The organism is uncultured Mucilaginibacter sp., assembly GCF_937859865.1.
In the GTDB taxonomy this organism is placed as follows: Bacteria; Bacteroidota; Bacteroidia; order Sphingobacteriales; family Sphingobacteriaceae; genus Mucilaginibacter_A.
The window spans coordinates 1-15,261 of sequence record NZ_CALMAT010000089.1 but is presented as its reverse complement, the minus strand read 5'-3'; the positions used below and the strand labels follow the sequence as shown (position 1 = coordinate 15,261).

The following is a 15,261-nucleotide window of genomic DNA, read 5'->3' as shown; positions in this document are numbered from 1 at the left end:
GTAATGCTGATTTCCCGAACACCGGGATCAATGGCAGCTTCCCGCAAAAAATGGATCACATAATCAAAAGACTGGTACGGCGTGCTCACCAAAAAATCGCGTTTGCTGATCATGCCCAGCAAACTTTTGCCAAAAGGCAGTTGCGGCACTTCCAAAGCGTGGACTTTCGGATATTCCAATTCCGGCCGGCCAATGTTTGGGAAAGAAATAAAATCTTTAAAGTTATGGTAACGGCTGCCCGGAATAAGGCTTGTGGCCGTTAACTGCATTTTTCGCACCAAATACGAAAGCATATCCAGCGGCATATCCGTATCGTAAAGCAAACGCATCGGCTTGCCTTTTTTCCGTTTTTGCAAGCTTTTGGAAAGCGATTCGATAAATTTCTCGCTCACTTCTTTATCCAAATCCAGTTCCGCATCACGCGTTAGCTGGATGGAATAAGCTTCGATCGTATCGTAATCAAAAATGAAAAAAATATCGTCGAGGCAATAACGGATAATATCATCCAGCAAAATGATAAACTTTAACTGGTTCGTCTCCGGCAAAACCAAAAATCGCGACATGCCTTCGGGAACTTCAATCAGCGCCAATTTCGACTGACTTTCCAGGTCTTCTTTCGTTAAGCGTACAAAAAAATAAATCGCCTGGTCTTTCAACTGCGGCATTGCCGTATGTTTGTCCAAAATAATTGGCACCACGTTGGAAAGCAGTTTTTCCCGAAAATAATTTTTTACAAACTCACCGCGCGTAACATTGAGCTGTTTATCGTCCAGGATAAAAATCTTTTCTTCGGCCAGTTTTTTTACAATGATGTTTTCGTACAGGTTGTTAAACTTCTTTTCCTCTTTAATTACCAGGTTTTTAATCTGACTTAAAACTTTCCTCGGGTTGTAGCCTAAAATCTCTTTCGCCTTTTCATTTAAATTTGCCAGGCGGTTTAAAGTTGCCACACGAACGCGGTAAAACTCGTCCATGTTGGAAGAAAATATCGCCAAAAAACGCACCCTTTCAATCAAAGGCACGGCTTCGTCTGCGGCTTCCTGCAAAACGCGGTCGTTAAAATAAAGCCAACTGATTTCGCGGTTGGTTAAAGGAATATGCTTCGAGATCATAACATAACTAACAACAAAAAATTCCCGGAGATTGCCGGGAATGCAAAAACGTGTATTTGTTTATTAAGCAAAGGTTAAATTAAACGCTGCTTAAATCCTTATTTTTACTACAAAACAGCAGAGCCTGTTGTTTCTGTTGCCGGTTTTTCTTCGGATGTGGCAACAGGTTTTGGTTTGTTGGGCGAGCGTTTGCGTTTTACCGATGCTTCTTTTACCGCCTCTTTTTCAGCGTTTGCGGCTTCAATTTCTTCTTTTTTCCTTCGGGGCGCACGGGTGCGTTTTACCGGGGCAAATGCTTCTTTTACCGCCTCTTTTTCGGCAGGCGCGGCGTGTGGTTTATCTAAAGTTGGTGCAGCAGGTTTGGCAACCGAACGGCCGGAAGCCGTAGAAGATTTGCCGGAAGCCGCTTTTGCAACTGCCGAAACCACCTTGTCAATTTTCGCTTCGGCTTTGTTGGCCACTATTTTAACATCGGTTTTCTTTTTATCAACCTTTTTCGTCAGTTTTTTTGTTTTGTCTGCTTCTTTTGCGGTTGCTTTTTGCGCGTCGGCTAATGCTTTGGCAATTTTCTCGGAAACCGTTTTACCGGCTTTGGCAATTTCTTTTTTCAGGCTTTCTACATTATGGCCCAAACCATGCAACGCTTCGGTAAATTTGGCGGTGATGCTGGTTTCCAGTTCTTTGTTTTTTACTTTTGACTTGCCTTTCTTTTTCATCGGATAATATTTGTTTTTTTGTCGGTGATAAGCTTAAATGTGCCGTTGCGCATCCTTTAATTGTGCTAATTTTGCCTATAACTTTAGAATTTATAAAGCTAACCGTTAAAATTTAATTCCCTTAAAATAAAATACATATTATGCCATCTTTTGACATTATCAGCAAAATTGACGCGCAAACGTTGGACAACGCCATCAACAACGCCAAAAAGGAAATTTTGAACCGTTACGATTTTAACGATTCGAAAAGCACCATCGAACTGGACAAAAAAACCAATGAAGTAACCATTGTTACCGAGAACGATATGCGTTTGAAAGCCATCCAAGATTCGATCATCAGCCGCATGGTAAAACAGCATCTCGACCCAAACGCGCTGGATTTTGGCGAACAAGAATATGCATCGGGCAACATGATCCGCAAGGAAATTAAAATTGTGGAAGGGATTGATAAAGAAGCGGCCAAAAAGATCGTCAAAAAAATAAAAGACAGCGGCTTAAAAGTGCAAGCTTCAATTATGGACGACCAGGTACGTGTTACCGGAAAAAAGATTGACGATCTGCAGGCGGTTATTGCTTTGTGCCGCGGCGAGGATTTTGGACAGCCGTTGCAGTATAGCAATATGCGGAATTGAGGAGGGTTGATATTTAAACAATAGCGCTTATATTAGTTTAAAAGTTTTGGTATGGATAAGATAAAACAATTAAACCTGGATGAGTTGAATATCAGCATTTCAGATAATAATAAAGTATTGAGCTTTTTGTTGTCTGATAACCTTTTAAACGAAATAACCAGCAATCAGCAAACTGTTGATACCATCGCTTTTATCCGAAATGGTTTCCCAAAAGAATCCGTAACGCGGGTGATAGAAAAAACAGACCTTCCTGCCGGGAAAATATTTAATATTCTTCATATCGGTTTTCCTCAGCCTGCTTATTACAACGATGATGAAAAGTTATCCGTTGAGCAATCAAACTTTCTGTATGAATTTGCCCGGCTTTATTTAAAAGGCTTGGATGTTTTTGGCGATAAACAAACTTTTGACCATTGGCTGAACCGCCCAAACTTGGCTTTGGGAGAAAAAACACCTTTAGAACTGCTGGACACAATAGAAGGTTTCAGGTTGGTTGAGAACGTGTTGGCACAAATAGAATATGGTTTCTATTCATGATCCTTTTTCGTATTGCCCGCGAACGATATGCGGAAGATTTGTCGGGCAGAGGCGGCTTGCTTTCATTTGCTCGATGGCATGATCATTTGCCCATAATTTATAGTTCTTTATCTTCATCAACCTGTATTTAAGAAAAACTTGTCCATTTACAACCGGAAGAAATCCATCACGATTTAGTGATGGCGAAGATTGAGGTTGATGATACTGCAAGCAGCCTGATGTTAGAAACCGGCCAACTACCGATAGGCTGGAACAAATATCCTTCGCCGGATATTCTGAAAAAAATCGGTAATGCCTGGCTGCAAAATCAATCCTCTTTGTTGCTTTTCGTGCCCAGTGCAATTGATCCATTTTCCCAAAACGTGTTGATTAATCCTTTGCATACCGAAGCTAATTTGCTAACCGTAAAAGAGATAAGCCCATTTACTTTTGATGATCGTTTGTTAAAGTAAATTGAGTTTCAATAGTTGAAAAAATCAGTGATAAAAGAAGCATCCTCCTTTTACTCAATCTTTTTAATACTCGTTGCACCCGAATGCTCGTTGCTGATTTTTGCCGGGTTGCCTTTGTATTGCACACTGCCGGCACCGCTTACATTTACGCTTAACTCGTTCAGCACGTTTACGTTGCAATTGGTAAAACCACTGGTTTCGATACGGTAATTGGCCACCACAAAATCAAGCGCGTTCAGATTGCTTTTTCCGCTCATGGTTACCTTGTTGGATGTTGCCTGGCCGGTTAAATTCACCTCGGAAGAACCGCTGGTTGAAGTGGTTACATTGGCCGCGTTTAAATTGAGGTTTACTTTTGACATGCCGGCCAGTTCCATGCTAAAATCTTTCAGGTTAAGTTTTCCGTCGGCACTTAAATCTATCGTTCCTGCTGTTTTTACCGCCTGAAAATCCGGGTTGCTGATGTCAATTTCCATCGTTCCGGCATTGCAAATATTTTTTTTGGTTTTGATCGTCAGTTCATCGCCTCTTACACTGGTTTCAATCTGCTTCAACAAATTATCATCCGCAGTAACTTTTACAGAAGGAACGCCTTGCTTCAGCACAACTTTGTAAGCACCGGAAAAATTTAGCTTGGTAAAAGCGCCCACTTTACGGTATTCAGAAGCTGCTTTGCCCGAACCTTTTTCGCAGGAATCATTGCAGGAAGACAAAACTGAAAACAACAAAAGAAAACCAGACAGGATAAGTAGCGGTTGCTTTTTCATATTTTTTAGGTTGGTAATAATTTTATGCCGATAAAAGAAGCATTGCGAGTTACCGAAAGTTTTGGAGAATTAAAGATAATATTTTTCGCCGTCGGATTTTATTTTTCCGGCATCCAACAAACGGCGGATAGTTTCCAATCGGTCTTTTTCCGTTCCGGTTTTGATGGAACGAACCAAATCTTCCACCGTTAAGTTTTGTACCGAAAGCTGGTCAATCACTTCCTGCGTAATCCGGTCAAAAACTTCGGATGCTTTTTCGCGCCGCTTGTTTTCCAAACAAACATCACATCGCCCGCAATTAGGCGCGTCCGGCTCGTCCAAATAAGCCAGCAACATCCGGCTTCGGCATTGTTTGGTTTCGGCATAAGTAAAAACAGCCTCCATTTTTTCGTGGAAAACCTGTTTGCGTTCTTCCAGAAATTTGCGGTCAATAATGACATGCAAATTATCCTGCCGCGCCCGCGTAAAAGTTACTTGTGGCATATCGGTTTGCGGCAGGTAGCTCAAAACGTTTTGCTCCTGCAAAGTTTTTAGTTGGGCGATGACTTGCTGCACGCTCAAATTTAAACGCCTTGCAATGTCTAATTCGCGGATGCGAACGTAGTTTTCAAAAGAACCGCCGTAAGTGCGCAACAAGGTTTTGATGAAATAATCAAAGCCTTCGTTCTCGATCTGGAAACGGTACAAATCCTCGTTCCCGATTTCAAAACGAAAACGGGAAGGCAAAAAAACACTTTCCGTGAACGACAGATAATCGTTCCGCTCCAAAAACTTCAAGGCATTTAACGTTTTAACTGGATCAATTTTAAACTTCGTGCAAAAATCGCCCAGGTCCAAATCAAAACTCAAACCTTCGCCCGCACCGTAAGCCAACTGGGTGTAGTTCCCCAAAAAATGGTAAACCTTTTTAATTTCTTCTACCAAAGGAAAACTCAGTTCAAACTTCTTTTCCAATTGCAGCCGGTCGCTTTTGGTATACAGCAACACGGCATACGCTTTTTGCCCGTCGCGCCCTGCCCGCTTCCTGGTAATACACTTCCAAACTTTCGGGCAAATCTTTGTGGATTACAAAACGGACATCAGGTTTATCAATGCCCATCCCGAAAGCGTTGGTGGCGACGATGACGCGCGTTACATTATTTTTCCAGTTCTCCTGTTTGATAGAACGTTCTTCGGCGGGCAAACCAGCGTTGTAATAATCGGCCGAAATTTGATGCTGGTTGAGGTATTTGCTGATTTCAAAAGTTTCGCGCCTGCTGCGCACATAAACAATGCCGCTGCCTTTTACGCCGTGGATGACGTCCAACATTTTGCGCAGCTTGTTTTCATCGCCCTGAACCACGTAGCTTAAATTCTGCCGCTCAAAGCTTTGCTGGAAAATGTTGCTTCTTTTAAACAACAATTTTTGCTGAATATCTTCCCGAACCTGCGCCGTTGCCGTAGCCGTTAAAGCCAGCACTGGAACATTTGGATGAAGCAGCCGCAAACCGGCCAGATGCAAATACGAAGGCCGGAAATCATAACCCCATTGAGAGATGCAATGCGCTTCGTCCACGGCTATTAAATTCACGTTCATGTAACGGATACGTTCCTGCACCAATTCCGACAATAACCTTTCGGGCGACAGGTACAAAAATTTGATGTTGCCGTACACACAGTTGTCCAGCGCAATATCCACTTCGCGCCTGCCCATTCCCGAAACGATGCTGATGGCTTCAATGCCTTTGGCCTGCAGGTTTTCTACCTGGTCTTTCATCAACGCAATCAGCGGGGAAACCACAATGCAAATGCCTTCTTTGGCCAACGCCGGAACCTGGAAACAAACTGATTTACCGCCGCCGGTAGGCAGCAGCGCCAGCGTATCGTAGCCCAATAAAACGGATTGGATAATTTCTTCCTGCATCGGCCGGAACGCTTGGTGCTTCCAGTAATGCGAAAGGATTTCTTGTGTTGTCATGCAGCAGTTCTGTTCCAAAGTTATCAAAACACCGCGTAAATTTAAATTTGGCCGATGCTTCTTTTATGTCCATAAAAACAGTATCGGCCAAAAATTGATTAATAGGAAATGAAAACTTCGCCCATAGCTATTTCGCACGACCGTTTGGTTGAATTGAAACCGATTGAACAACAACACGGTCAGTTTGTACAAGACCATCAGCATCGGTATTTTATTTACGAAATTGACGACAACCGCTGGCAAAACGTGGAACCCGACGGGGAAACAGATTACGATCTGCAATCTATCAAACAAGAACGCGTAAAATTACCTGTTGGAATTTTAACGCTGGACGAAAAAAAGGAAGTTTTTTCTTTTGAAGGCGATTTAACGATTACGCAGGAAGACCAGCAACTGCTTTTTCAGTCGTTAAAATAACCCGGATTGCAATTTAACCAAAACTTGTTTTAAATAAGTGCCGTTTTTTATGGAAAATTAAATAAGATTGCCATTATTTGCTTCTTTGATAAAAATCTTTAATCTGTAACTAAATTTTGACATATAATTTCTACTTTTAATAAAAATAGAAAAATATGAACAAAATTTACTACAAACTGTCCATCACCTTTTTGCTTTGCCTATTCACTTCAATCATGCTGGCGCAAGGCATTCGTGGCAAAATTACCGATGCCTCGAATGGCTCTACCTTGCCAGGCGTTAGCGTTTTAATCGTTGGCACACAAACCGGCACGGCAACCAACGAAAACGGCGAGTACTCGTTTAAACTGGCCAAAGGCACCTATCAGCTTAAAGTTTCTTTTATCGGTTATCAAACTATAACCACTTCGGTTACGGTTGATGCTTCTTTTACCACACAAAATTTTAGTTTGAAGTTGGCTGGTTCGGCTTTGAACGAAGTGGTGGTTACCGGCTCGCGTTCGGCAATCCCGCGCACCAACATCGAAACTACGGCCCCGGTTGATGTGATCTCTACAAAAGAACTCAGAAGTTTTCCGCAAACGGACGTTTCCCAGATCCTGAATTATGTGGCGCCTTCTTTCACTTCCAACCGGCAAACCATTTCGGATGGAACAGACCATATTGATCCGGCTTCGTTGCGCGGTTTAGGGCCAGACCAGGTTTTGGTTTTGGTGAACGGAAAGCGGAGGCACACTTCGGCTTTGGTCAACATCAACGGAACTTTTGGCCGCGGAAGTGTAGGTACGGATTTAAACGCCATTCCGGTTGCTGCGATTGACCATATCGAAGTTTTGCGCGAGGGGGCCGCTGCCCAATACGGTTCGGATGCGATTGCCGGTGTGATCAACATCGTGCTGAAAAAAGTTACGCCTTTAAATGTTGCTTTTAGTTATGGGCAATCTGCTTCAAGCACTTTAGGACGAACCTTTTACGATGGCAAAACTTACCAAATTGAAGGCAGCAAAGGCTGGAATTTAAACGGAAAAGGCTTTGTAAATATTGGTGCACAATATGTTGACCGCGGCGCAACCAACCGCAGCGGCACTGATACACGCCCGCTGCTTTATTCGCCGCTGCCATCCAAAGGTGCTAACGAAACAGAAGCTAATTTTGAAACCCGGTATGCCGGTTTAAAAGCCGCAGACGATGCCAAAGCGCAAGCAAACGGGTTAAACCGCATCAACATGATTGTGGGCAACTCGCAAATGAAATCTGGTGGCTTTTTTGCAAATGGGCAATACACGGTTGCTAAATGGGCCGATGTTTATGCTGATGCAAACTACAATCGTAAAAATGGTTTATCAGCCGGTTTTTACCGTTTGCCCAGCCAGGCCACGCAAGTTGATGCAACCATTTATCCCAACGGTTTTTTGCCTTTTATCAATACTTCCATCAATGACTTGTCTTTTATTGGTGGTGTTAAAGGCAAAATCGGCAACTGGAACTATGACCTGAGCAATACTTACGGACAAAACAATATTAGCTTTGATATTACCAATACGGATAACGCATCGTTCCCGATCGGCACCAGCCCTACTTCTTTTAAAGCAGGAAAATTGGTGTTCAACCAAAACACGGTCAACTTTGATGTTTCCCGAAAATTCAATTTCGACGGGATTTTAACCGGTTTAAATACCGCTTACGGTGCAGAATACCGTATAGACAATTACCAAATCCATGCAGGCGAAGAAGGTTCTTATTCCTTCGGTATCCCATCGCAAGGCATTACGGGGCGTAAAGTTGGTTCTTCTTTTACGGCAGCAGGCGCACAGGTTTTTCCGGGTTTTCAGCCTTCCAACGCTTTGGACAAATCCAGGAACAACAAAAGTTTGTATGCAGATTATGAAGCAGATTTTGGCCCGCGTGTATTGTTGGAAGCAGCCGGCCGTTACGAAAATTACAGTGATTTCGGCTCCAACTTCTCTTATAAATTGTCCGGGCGTGTAAAAGTTGCAGATGAACTGAACATTCGGGGCGGGTTTGCAACTGGTTTCCGCGCACCTTCTTTGCACCAGCGTTATTTTAACAATGTAAGCACGCAGTTTGTCAACGGCAATCCAACGCAGGTTTTAACGGCTAATAATGATGACAATATTGTGCGCCAGTTTGGTGTTGGTTCTCTAAAACCGGAAAAATCAAAAGATTATAGTTTGGGCCTGACCGGAAAAATTGCCAACAGCTTAACTTATACCATTGATGCTTACCAGATCAATATCAAAGACCGTATTGTTTTCTCGAGCCAGTACACACGCGAACGTGATGGCAACGGTAATTTGATAGCCAGCGGAACGGTAAACCAAATCTTGAACACGGTTGACCCGAACGCGCAAATCAACAGTGTACAATTCTTTACCAACGCCATTTCTACCCGCACACGTGGTTTGGATGTGGTTATTTCAGACCGCATTTCTTTAAACGGAAGCAGCAATTTGGTACTTTCGGCGGCGGCAAACGTAAACCAAACCAAAGTAACGAGCATCAATGGTTCTGATAAAATCAATGGCGACCAAGTTTTGCTGCAAAAATTGTTTAACCGTACAGAAAAGTCTCGTTTTGAAACTTCCGTTCCAGCCAGCAAGATTAACCTAAGCGGCGATTATACTTTCAAAAAGTTTAACGTAGCTTTAAGAACGGTTTATTTTGGAAAAGTAACTTACCTTAATTCGGTTGACCCAAACATTGCTTCCAATAATTTACCGTTGGGTATTGATCAAACTTTCTCCGGAAAATGGGTTACCGATCTTTCTTTGGGCTACAAAATCACCAAACAACTTAATTTTACGGTAAGCGCGAGCAACTTATTTGATATTTATCCCGATCGGTTATATATGGACCCAAGAAATAACCAAAACAACTTGAGCGGGAATTCAGCCAATAATTATACCACCAACCGCGATAATACTTCTAATGGAAGGTTTCAATACAGCGCAGCCGTTTCGCAATTTGGCTTCAACGGCAGGTTTATTTTAGGGAAACTAACTTTTACTATGTAAAAAAAACATTGATTTTTTTGATTGGCGGCCAAGTTTTTTGCAAAACCTGGCCGCTTTGTTTTTTGCAGATGCTGTTTTTACAGGTATAAAACTTATACTGTTTTTATCGCCTATTTTTAAAATAATTGAAAGCTGATTGCATTTGAAAAAACAATTTTAGAAATCCAATGACGAGACTAATTCCATAACTTTTATAAACATTTCCTTAAAAGATTGCATTGTATCTAAATAGTATAAGGAACTGTTTATGGATTTGGAAGAAAAGATAGGATCGGTGGAAGAATATTTGCAGATCATCCACAAAAACAAAGAGAAGAACATTAAGCAGGGAAACGACGAAGATTTTTTGTTCCGCGGACAGAAAGATGATTTTATCCTGATCCCCAAAATTGCCCGTTTGCAACCGAAAGGGGAATTATTTAACACCGAGTTTTTACTTCTACAGGAGTTTAAAAGAACAAACCCATTGTTGATTGATAACCAAAGACCAATGGACGATTGGGATTACCTGACCATTGGCCAACATTTTGGCTTGCCTACGCGGCTTTTGGATTGGTCTAACAATGCTTTGACTGCTTTGTGGTTTGCCATTTGGGAAAACGACCTGCAATCTCAGGAAGCACCTTATGCGGTTGTTTGGATTTTGATGGCCGAACCAAAAGACTACGATATTAATATTGAAGCCGTCCATCCGTTTGAGGTTAAAGAAACCAAGATTATCCGGCCGAGGATCATCAAGCAAAGGATCAACAACCAATCTGCTGTTTTTTCGATCCAGCCAAATCAGGAAATCGAAGAAAAAGTACCGCTGAACAAAGCAGACAGCTTTAAAAACAAACTTTTAAAAATCAAAATCCCGTCAGAAAAATTCCAGGACATCCGCACCGATTTAAACACGCTTGGCGTAAATGCTTTTACCATTTTCCCAGAGCTGGAAGGTTTGTGCTCGCATTTGCAATGGCGCTATTTTTATAGTGGTAAAAACAGTATGCAAGAAACGCTTTGCAACGAGGCCAATGCTTCTTTTAGCACCTAAAATTTAGCCGGCCTGCTTTTTAAAAACCCAGAAGTTTTGCAGCACGAAATTAAAACCAAGCGACACAATAATGTCAATCACAATCCGGCTGATGCGGTAATCCAGTTTCAACCCGGTGGTTAAAACATAAGTTCCGGCAGCTTTCAGCAAAACACTTCCGGCAACCATAAAAACAAACTTGATTAACTGGGAACCAACTGGGGATTTTTCCGATCCCTGATCTTTGAACGACCAATACCGGTTTAAAGAAAAGTTTAAAACCGCGCCAACAATGCCGCTGATGATGATGGAAATGGTGTAATGGATGTGCAGCAGTTCGGTGCAGGCAATCATTACCATATAATCCAGCACGCCGCCCAAGAATGCCGAAACCTGGGCTTTGGCAAAAGTAAAAACCGGTTTACTCATTCATCCAAACGCTGCTGTTTCCGTTTTGCCCGTCGCTCGTGCCGGTCGCGTTTATCGCCCAGTTTCAGCAGTTTTTGGGTATCCATACAATTGATGATAAAAAGGGCAACACAAATTACAATTACAGAAATTTGAATGGAATCCCGAAAAACAACTTCGGCTATCAATATCAATGCGATGATGATGCGCACTTCTGTTGGGCCTAACAAACCCGCATCAATGGTATATTTATCGGTAATTTTGTAGCGAAGTTGGGAAATGATCATAGACCAGCCGTACAAAACCACAAACAGAAATGCGCCCAGTTCGTGTTCGCCTTTGGCATAAACCACATAACCTAAACCGATTAAAACCGTGCTGATCCAATCCATAATAATATCCAGCGCAAAGCCATACCATTTGCGCGGAATGTTGCGGTAATAAGCAATGCGGCCGTCCAACGAATCGCCGTACCAATTTACAGCCAAACCAAAAACGCCAAGCAAAATAAAATTCGGGTGGATGTAGGTAGCCAATATAAAACCGGCAAAAACAAGTAAACTTCCGGCCAAACCAATGGAAGTAAGTATGTTGGAAGTAATAAATTGAGGCGTGTTTTTGACTAAAAAAGTAATCAAGCTTTGCTCAAAACTCCGAAGAATATTGGTCCTTTTCCGGTCTTGAAATAGTTTTTTAGAGTTATCAACTTCAACTATTGGAGCCAAAACTTCTTCCTGCTGTATCGCTTCGCCTAACATTTTAATGTTACTTGTACCTTTTTTATAGGTTATTTTACAAATATAGATACGATAAGTTTGCAGCCGGAAAGCAGTAGGCGAAGTTTTACAATCAGCAGTTAATCCTAAAAACAATAATGTTTTGGAAAAAAAGAAAGCAATCAACCTAATTTTGCCCTTACCATTCGGTCTTTCCCGCTTAAATCTTTTCGTATTTCTATATCAATAAAATTTTCCCCTTTTAATAATTCAAATACTTGTTTTCCATATTTTTCGTTGACCTCAAAAAACAGCAACCCATTTTTTTGCAGGGCAAAAGAAGCATAACCAGCAATCACGCGGTAAAAAAGCAGCGGATCGTTTTCCGGGACAAACAAAGCCAAATGCGGCTCAAAAGCCAGCACGTTGTGGTGCATTTGCAATTGTTCTTTTGGGGTGATGTAAGGCGGGTTGCTGACGATGATGGAATAACATGATGCTTCTTTTACCGGTATAAAGTTGAGGATGTCCTGTTGGAAAAAATGCACTTCAACTTGATTTAACGAAGCATTTTTTTGTGCCGTTTGCAAAGCTTCCGCAGAAATATCCAAAGCAAAAACTTCTGCTTCGGACCAGTTTTTTTTGATCGAGATTGGGATGCAGCCGCTGCCCGTGCCAATATCGAGGATGGCTTTCGGCATTAAGCTTTCAGCTTTCAGCTTTCCCCGCTCGCCGCTCCTCTTATCTCCGCTCAAGCTTCCTTTCTCCTCCATAACCCAGGCAACCAGTTCTTCCGTTTCCGGCCGTGGAATTAAAACGGATGGATTGATTTCGAACTTCAACCCAAAAAACTCGGTTTCGCCCAACAGATATTGTACTGGCATTCCTGTTTGCAGTTTTTGTGCCGATAAAAGAAGCATTTGAGTTTGAGCTTCAGAAAGTTGTTTTTCGGGAAAAGCGCGCAGTTGCGTTGGCGGTAATTTGGTGATGGAATGGAGCACGAGAAACACAATCGGATCCAACTCTTCCGAAGCGTAAACCGATTTCAGGTTTTCTTTTAACCAAATGCGTGCTTCGCCAACAGTTTTCATGCAGCAAAGAACGGAAAAAGCTACTTTTGTGGGATGAACGATCACGAAAAATACATGCGCCGCTGTTTAGAACTGGCTGCTTTGGGTACCGGTTTTGTTAGCCCGAACCCGATGGTTGGTGCCGTGGTTGTGCATCAAAACAAAATAATTGGCGAAGGTTATCACCAAAAATACGGACAGCCGCATGCCGAAGTTAATGCGGTAAATGCTGTTTTAGAACGACATGAAAACGCAGCAGAACTGTTAAAAGAAGCTACCATTTATGTTTCGTTGGAGCCTTGCGCTCATTTTGGCAAAACGCCGCCATGTGCCGATCTGATTATCAAAAACCAAATCCCGAAGGTGGTGGTTGGCTGCCGCGACCCTTTTGTTCAGGTGGATGGAAAAGGGATTGAGAAGTTACGAAACGCCGGGATTGAAGTGGTAGAAAATGTATTGGAAGCCGAATGTTTAGCACTGAACAAACGTTTTTTTACACGTGTTTTAAAGCAAAGGCCGTATGTGGTTTTGAAATGGGCGCAAACACAAGACCAGTTTTTTGCACCGGAAGACGGCAGCCAGCAATGGATTTCCGATCCGGTTTCCAAAAAATTAGTCCATCAATGGCGTAGCGAGGAAGACGCGGTTTTGGTAGGAAAAAATACGGCGGCGGCCGATAACCCGCAGTTGAACAACCGTTATCAACCCGAAGCAAAACAACCCAAACGGATTGTTTTAGACCGAAGGCTGGAATTAGGAAGACACCTTTATTTGTTCGATCAATCCGTAGAAACCCTGGTTTTTAACGAGGTAAAAACAGCATTGGAAGAAAACATAAAGTATATTGGTTTAGAAGATTTTGATTTGTATTTGCCGCAATACATTTTGTTTCAGTTGTATTTGCAGGATATTCAATCCGTAATTGTAGAAGGCGGCGCCAAAACTTTACAGTTTTTTATTGATGCCGGTTTGTGGGACGAAGCGCGCATTTTTACCAGCAAAACCCGTTGGGGAAAAGGCATCAAAGCACCGGAAATTTTGGGGGAATTAAAAGGCAACTTAAATTCGGGCGAAGATTTGTTGTCAGTTTTATATCCAACAAAAAAGCCCTGATTTATTTATCAAGGCTTTTTGTTTTAACTACCGGCAACTTCGGCTTCCGGCACATCCCCTTTTCGATTTAAAATGGAATGTTTAGAAGGCTTTTCGTCATCACCCAGCAAAACGCCCCAAGGTTTTAAAGATTCTATCCGATCGAAAATAATTTTGGTCATGGCAATTACAGGGATGGATAAAAACATGCCCGGGATGCCCCAAAGCATTTCGCCAATAATTACGCCCAAAATGGTAACCAACGCATTTATTTTTACTTTGGAACCTACAATTACAGGCAACAAAACGTTGCTGTCAATCAGGTGCATGGCCAAAATAGTAACGGCAACTAAAATCACTTTTCCAATGGCAGCGGTACTAAAAGTAATTAAAACGCTTAATAAAAGCGCCGTGAAAATACCGATGTAAGGGATGATGTTAAATAATCCGGTCAGTATTCCAAGCAAAAAAGCATATTTGATGCCGCCAATTAAGAAAACCGTGCAAACAATAGTTGCCACAATCAGCATTTCTAAAATCAAACCGGTAATGTATTTTCGGATAATAGATTGGATGTTTTGTATTACATCATAAACAATTTGAGAATTTTCCTGCTTAAAAACAGCAACCAGAAACCGCAATAACAACGTACGGTACACCAACAGGAAAAAGGTATCAATCAGCATAAAAATCAAAAACAACAGTACGGACGATAAGGAAAGCACCGTTGAACCAATTGCTGCCGTACTGCCGTTTAAAATTTTTGATGTTGCAGAATGCACATAGTTCATTTGCTTTTCTGCATTGATATTGTAATGTTCTGCAATCCAATCCTGAAAATTGGCAAATGAGTTGGTTACCTGGTCCCTCAATTGCGGCCAATCGCTTGCCAAATTACCAATTTGCGAAGCAACTACGTACAATACCCCTCCAACAACTGCAATAAGCAGTATTACAGAAACCCCACAGGCAGCGCCTCTGGGCAAATGGGCTTTGGTTTCAAAAAACTTGGCCACCGGCAGTAGCATAATTGAAAACAGCGTTGCAAATATTAAAGGCGAGAGGATTTCTTTTCCATGGATAACCAGGTAGCCAAGTGCAAGCATGCTGATGAGCACCATAGCTAATTTGGTATAAAAAGGACGGCTGGTTTGTAAACTTTGTAAGGCCATATAATCTGTTTAAGTTGAACTGTTTTTTTGAAGGATAAACTTGATAATAGGTTAAATGTTTACACCACAAGCAAAATGTTTTATATAGATTTTATAAAACACAAGCTAAAACTATCTCAAAAAGGAAAATCAACTGCAAACAAAAAAGAAGCATCTTTAAATT

14 protein-coding genes and 2 pseudogenes are annotated in these 15,261 nt (G+C 41.9%); 7 read left to right on the top strand and 9 right to left on the bottom strand.

Going from position 1 to position 15,261, the window contains the following annotated elements; all coding sequences use genetic code 11:
* Together Q0192_RS09370 and Q0192_RS09365 are read right to left on the bottom strand one after the other, a co-directional pair.
* Positions 1 to 1,112, bottom strand: a pseudogene (locus Q0192_RS09370) (polyphosphate kinase 1); the annotation flags it as partial.
* A 107-nt stretch (positions 1,113 to 1,219) separates the two neighbouring features.
* Positions 1,220 to 1,828 (bottom strand): hypothetical protein, encoded by a 609-nt coding sequence (locus Q0192_RS09365; protein WP_299289219.1) that lies wholly within the window; start codon positions 1,826 to 1,828, stop codon positions 1,220 to 1,222.
* 140 nt (positions 1,829 to 1,968) lie between these two features.
* Between Q0192_RS09365 and Q0192_RS09360 the strand changes: the two genes are divergently transcribed.
* The 3 genes and pseudogenes from Q0192_RS09360 to Q0192_RS09350 all read left to right on the top strand — a co-directional run.
* A complete protein-coding gene (locus Q0192_RS09360; RefSeq protein WP_299289218.1) occupies positions 1,969 to 2,460 on the top strand; it encodes a YajQ family cyclic di-GMP-binding protein in 492 nt (163 codons plus the stop codon).
* A 51-nt stretch (positions 2,461 to 2,511) separates the two neighbouring features.
* Entirely contained in the window at positions 2,512 to 2,997 is a 486-nt protein-coding gene (locus Q0192_RS09355) for an antitoxin Xre/MbcA/ParS toxin-binding domain-containing protein (protein WP_299289217.1), read from the top strand.
* A 143-nt stretch (positions 2,998 to 3,140) separates the two neighbouring features.
* Positions 3,141 to 3,449 (top strand): annotated as a pseudogene (locus Q0192_RS09350) (RES domain-containing protein); the annotation flags it as partial.
* Positions 3,450 to 3,499: 50 nt separating this feature from the next.
* Here the strand turns inward: Q0192_RS09350 and Q0192_RS09345 are convergent.
* The 3 genes from Q0192_RS09345 to Q0192_RS18775 form a co-directional block, all read right to left on the bottom strand.
* Positions 3,500 to 4,216, bottom strand: coding sequence for a head GIN domain-containing protein (locus tag Q0192_RS09345; RefSeq protein ID WP_299289215.1), 717 nt, complete (start codon positions 4,214 to 4,216; stop codon positions 3,500 to 3,502).
* Positions 4,217 to 4,285: 69 nt separating this feature from the next.
* On the bottom strand, positions 4,286 to 5,203 hold the full coding sequence (locus Q0192_RS18780; RefSeq protein ID WP_366518160.1) for a RecQ family zinc-binding domain-containing protein: 918 nt from the start codon (positions 5,201 to 5,203) through the stop codon (positions 4,286 to 4,288).
* Positions 5,154 to 6,173 carry a RecQ family ATP-dependent DNA helicase gene (locus tag Q0192_RS18775; RefSeq protein WP_366518159.1) on the bottom strand — a complete coding sequence of 340 codons (1,020 nt, stop codon included), beginning with the start codon at positions 6,171 to 6,173 and terminating at the stop codon, positions 5,154 to 5,156. The genes Q0192_RS18780 and Q0192_RS18775 overlap by 50 nt, the downstream gene beginning before the upstream one ends.
* A gap of 108 nt (positions 6,174 to 6,281) precedes the next feature.
* On the opposite strand from Q0192_RS18775, the gene Q0192_RS09335 reads away from it, so the two are divergent.
* The 3 genes from Q0192_RS09335 to Q0192_RS09325 all read left to right on the top strand — a co-directional run bounded on the left by Q0192_RS09335 (position 6,282) and on the right by Q0192_RS09325 (position 10,661).
* Positions 6,282 to 6,590: a hypothetical protein gene (locus Q0192_RS09335; protein ID WP_299289214.1), complete on the top strand. Its 309-nt coding sequence runs from the start codon at positions 6,282 to 6,284 to the stop codon at positions 6,588 to 6,590.
* 155 nt (positions 6,591 to 6,745) lie between these two features.
* On the top strand, positions 6,746 to 9,625 hold the full coding sequence (locus Q0192_RS09330; protein ID WP_299289213.1) for a TonB-dependent receptor: 2,880 nt from the start codon (positions 6,746 to 6,748) through the stop codon (positions 9,623 to 9,625).
* A 247-nt stretch (positions 9,626 to 9,872) separates the two neighbouring features.
* Positions 9,873 to 10,661: an FRG domain-containing protein gene (locus tag Q0192_RS09325; RefSeq protein ID WP_299289212.1), complete on the top strand. Its 789-nt coding sequence runs from the start codon at positions 9,873 to 9,875 to the stop codon at positions 10,659 to 10,661.
* 3 nt (positions 10,662 to 10,664) lie between these two features.
* Here Q0192_RS09325 and Q0192_RS09320 read toward each other — a convergent pair whose 3' ends face one another.
* Genes Q0192_RS09320 through prmC form a run of 3 tightly spaced genes read right to left on the bottom strand, consistent with a single transcriptional unit; the run spans position 10,665 to position 12,855 of the window.
* Complete coding sequence (locus tag Q0192_RS09320) at positions 10,665 to 11,069, bottom strand: GtrA family protein (RefSeq protein WP_299289211.1); 405 nt, start codon at positions 11,067 to 11,069, stop codon at positions 10,665 to 10,667.
* Positions 11,066 to 11,920, bottom strand: coding sequence for a CDP-alcohol phosphatidyltransferase family protein (locus tag Q0192_RS09315; protein WP_366518158.1), 855 nt, complete (start codon positions 11,918 to 11,920; stop codon positions 11,066 to 11,068). The genes Q0192_RS09320 and Q0192_RS09315 overlap by 4 nt, the downstream gene beginning before the upstream one ends.
* A gap of 26 nt (positions 11,921 to 11,946) precedes the next feature.
* Positions 11,947 to 12,855 carry a peptide chain release factor N(5)-glutamine methyltransferase gene (gene prmC, locus Q0192_RS09310; protein WP_299289210.1) on the bottom strand — a complete coding sequence of 303 codons (909 nt, stop codon included), beginning with the start codon at positions 12,853 to 12,855 and terminating at the stop codon, positions 11,947 to 11,949.
* Positions 12,856 to 12,888: 33 nt separating this feature from the next.
* Here prmC and ribD point away from each other — a divergent pair, with 33 nt between their 5' ends.
* Complete coding sequence (ribD, locus tag Q0192_RS09305; protein WP_299289209.1) at positions 12,889 to 13,947, top strand: bifunctional diaminohydroxyphosphoribosylaminopyrimidine deaminase/5-amino-6-(5-phosphoribosylamino)uracil reductase RibD; 1,059 nt, start codon at positions 12,889 to 12,891, stop codon at positions 13,945 to 13,947.
* A gap of 23 nt (positions 13,948 to 13,970) precedes the next feature.
* On the opposite strand, the gene Q0192_RS09300 is transcribed toward ribD, so the two are convergent.
* Positions 13,971 to 15,098, bottom strand: a complete 1,128-nt coding sequence (locus Q0192_RS09300) for an AI-2E family transporter (RefSeq protein WP_299289208.1) — start codon at positions 15,096 to 15,098, stop codon at positions 13,971 to 13,973.
* Positions 15,099 to 15,261: the final 163 nt, after the last annotated feature.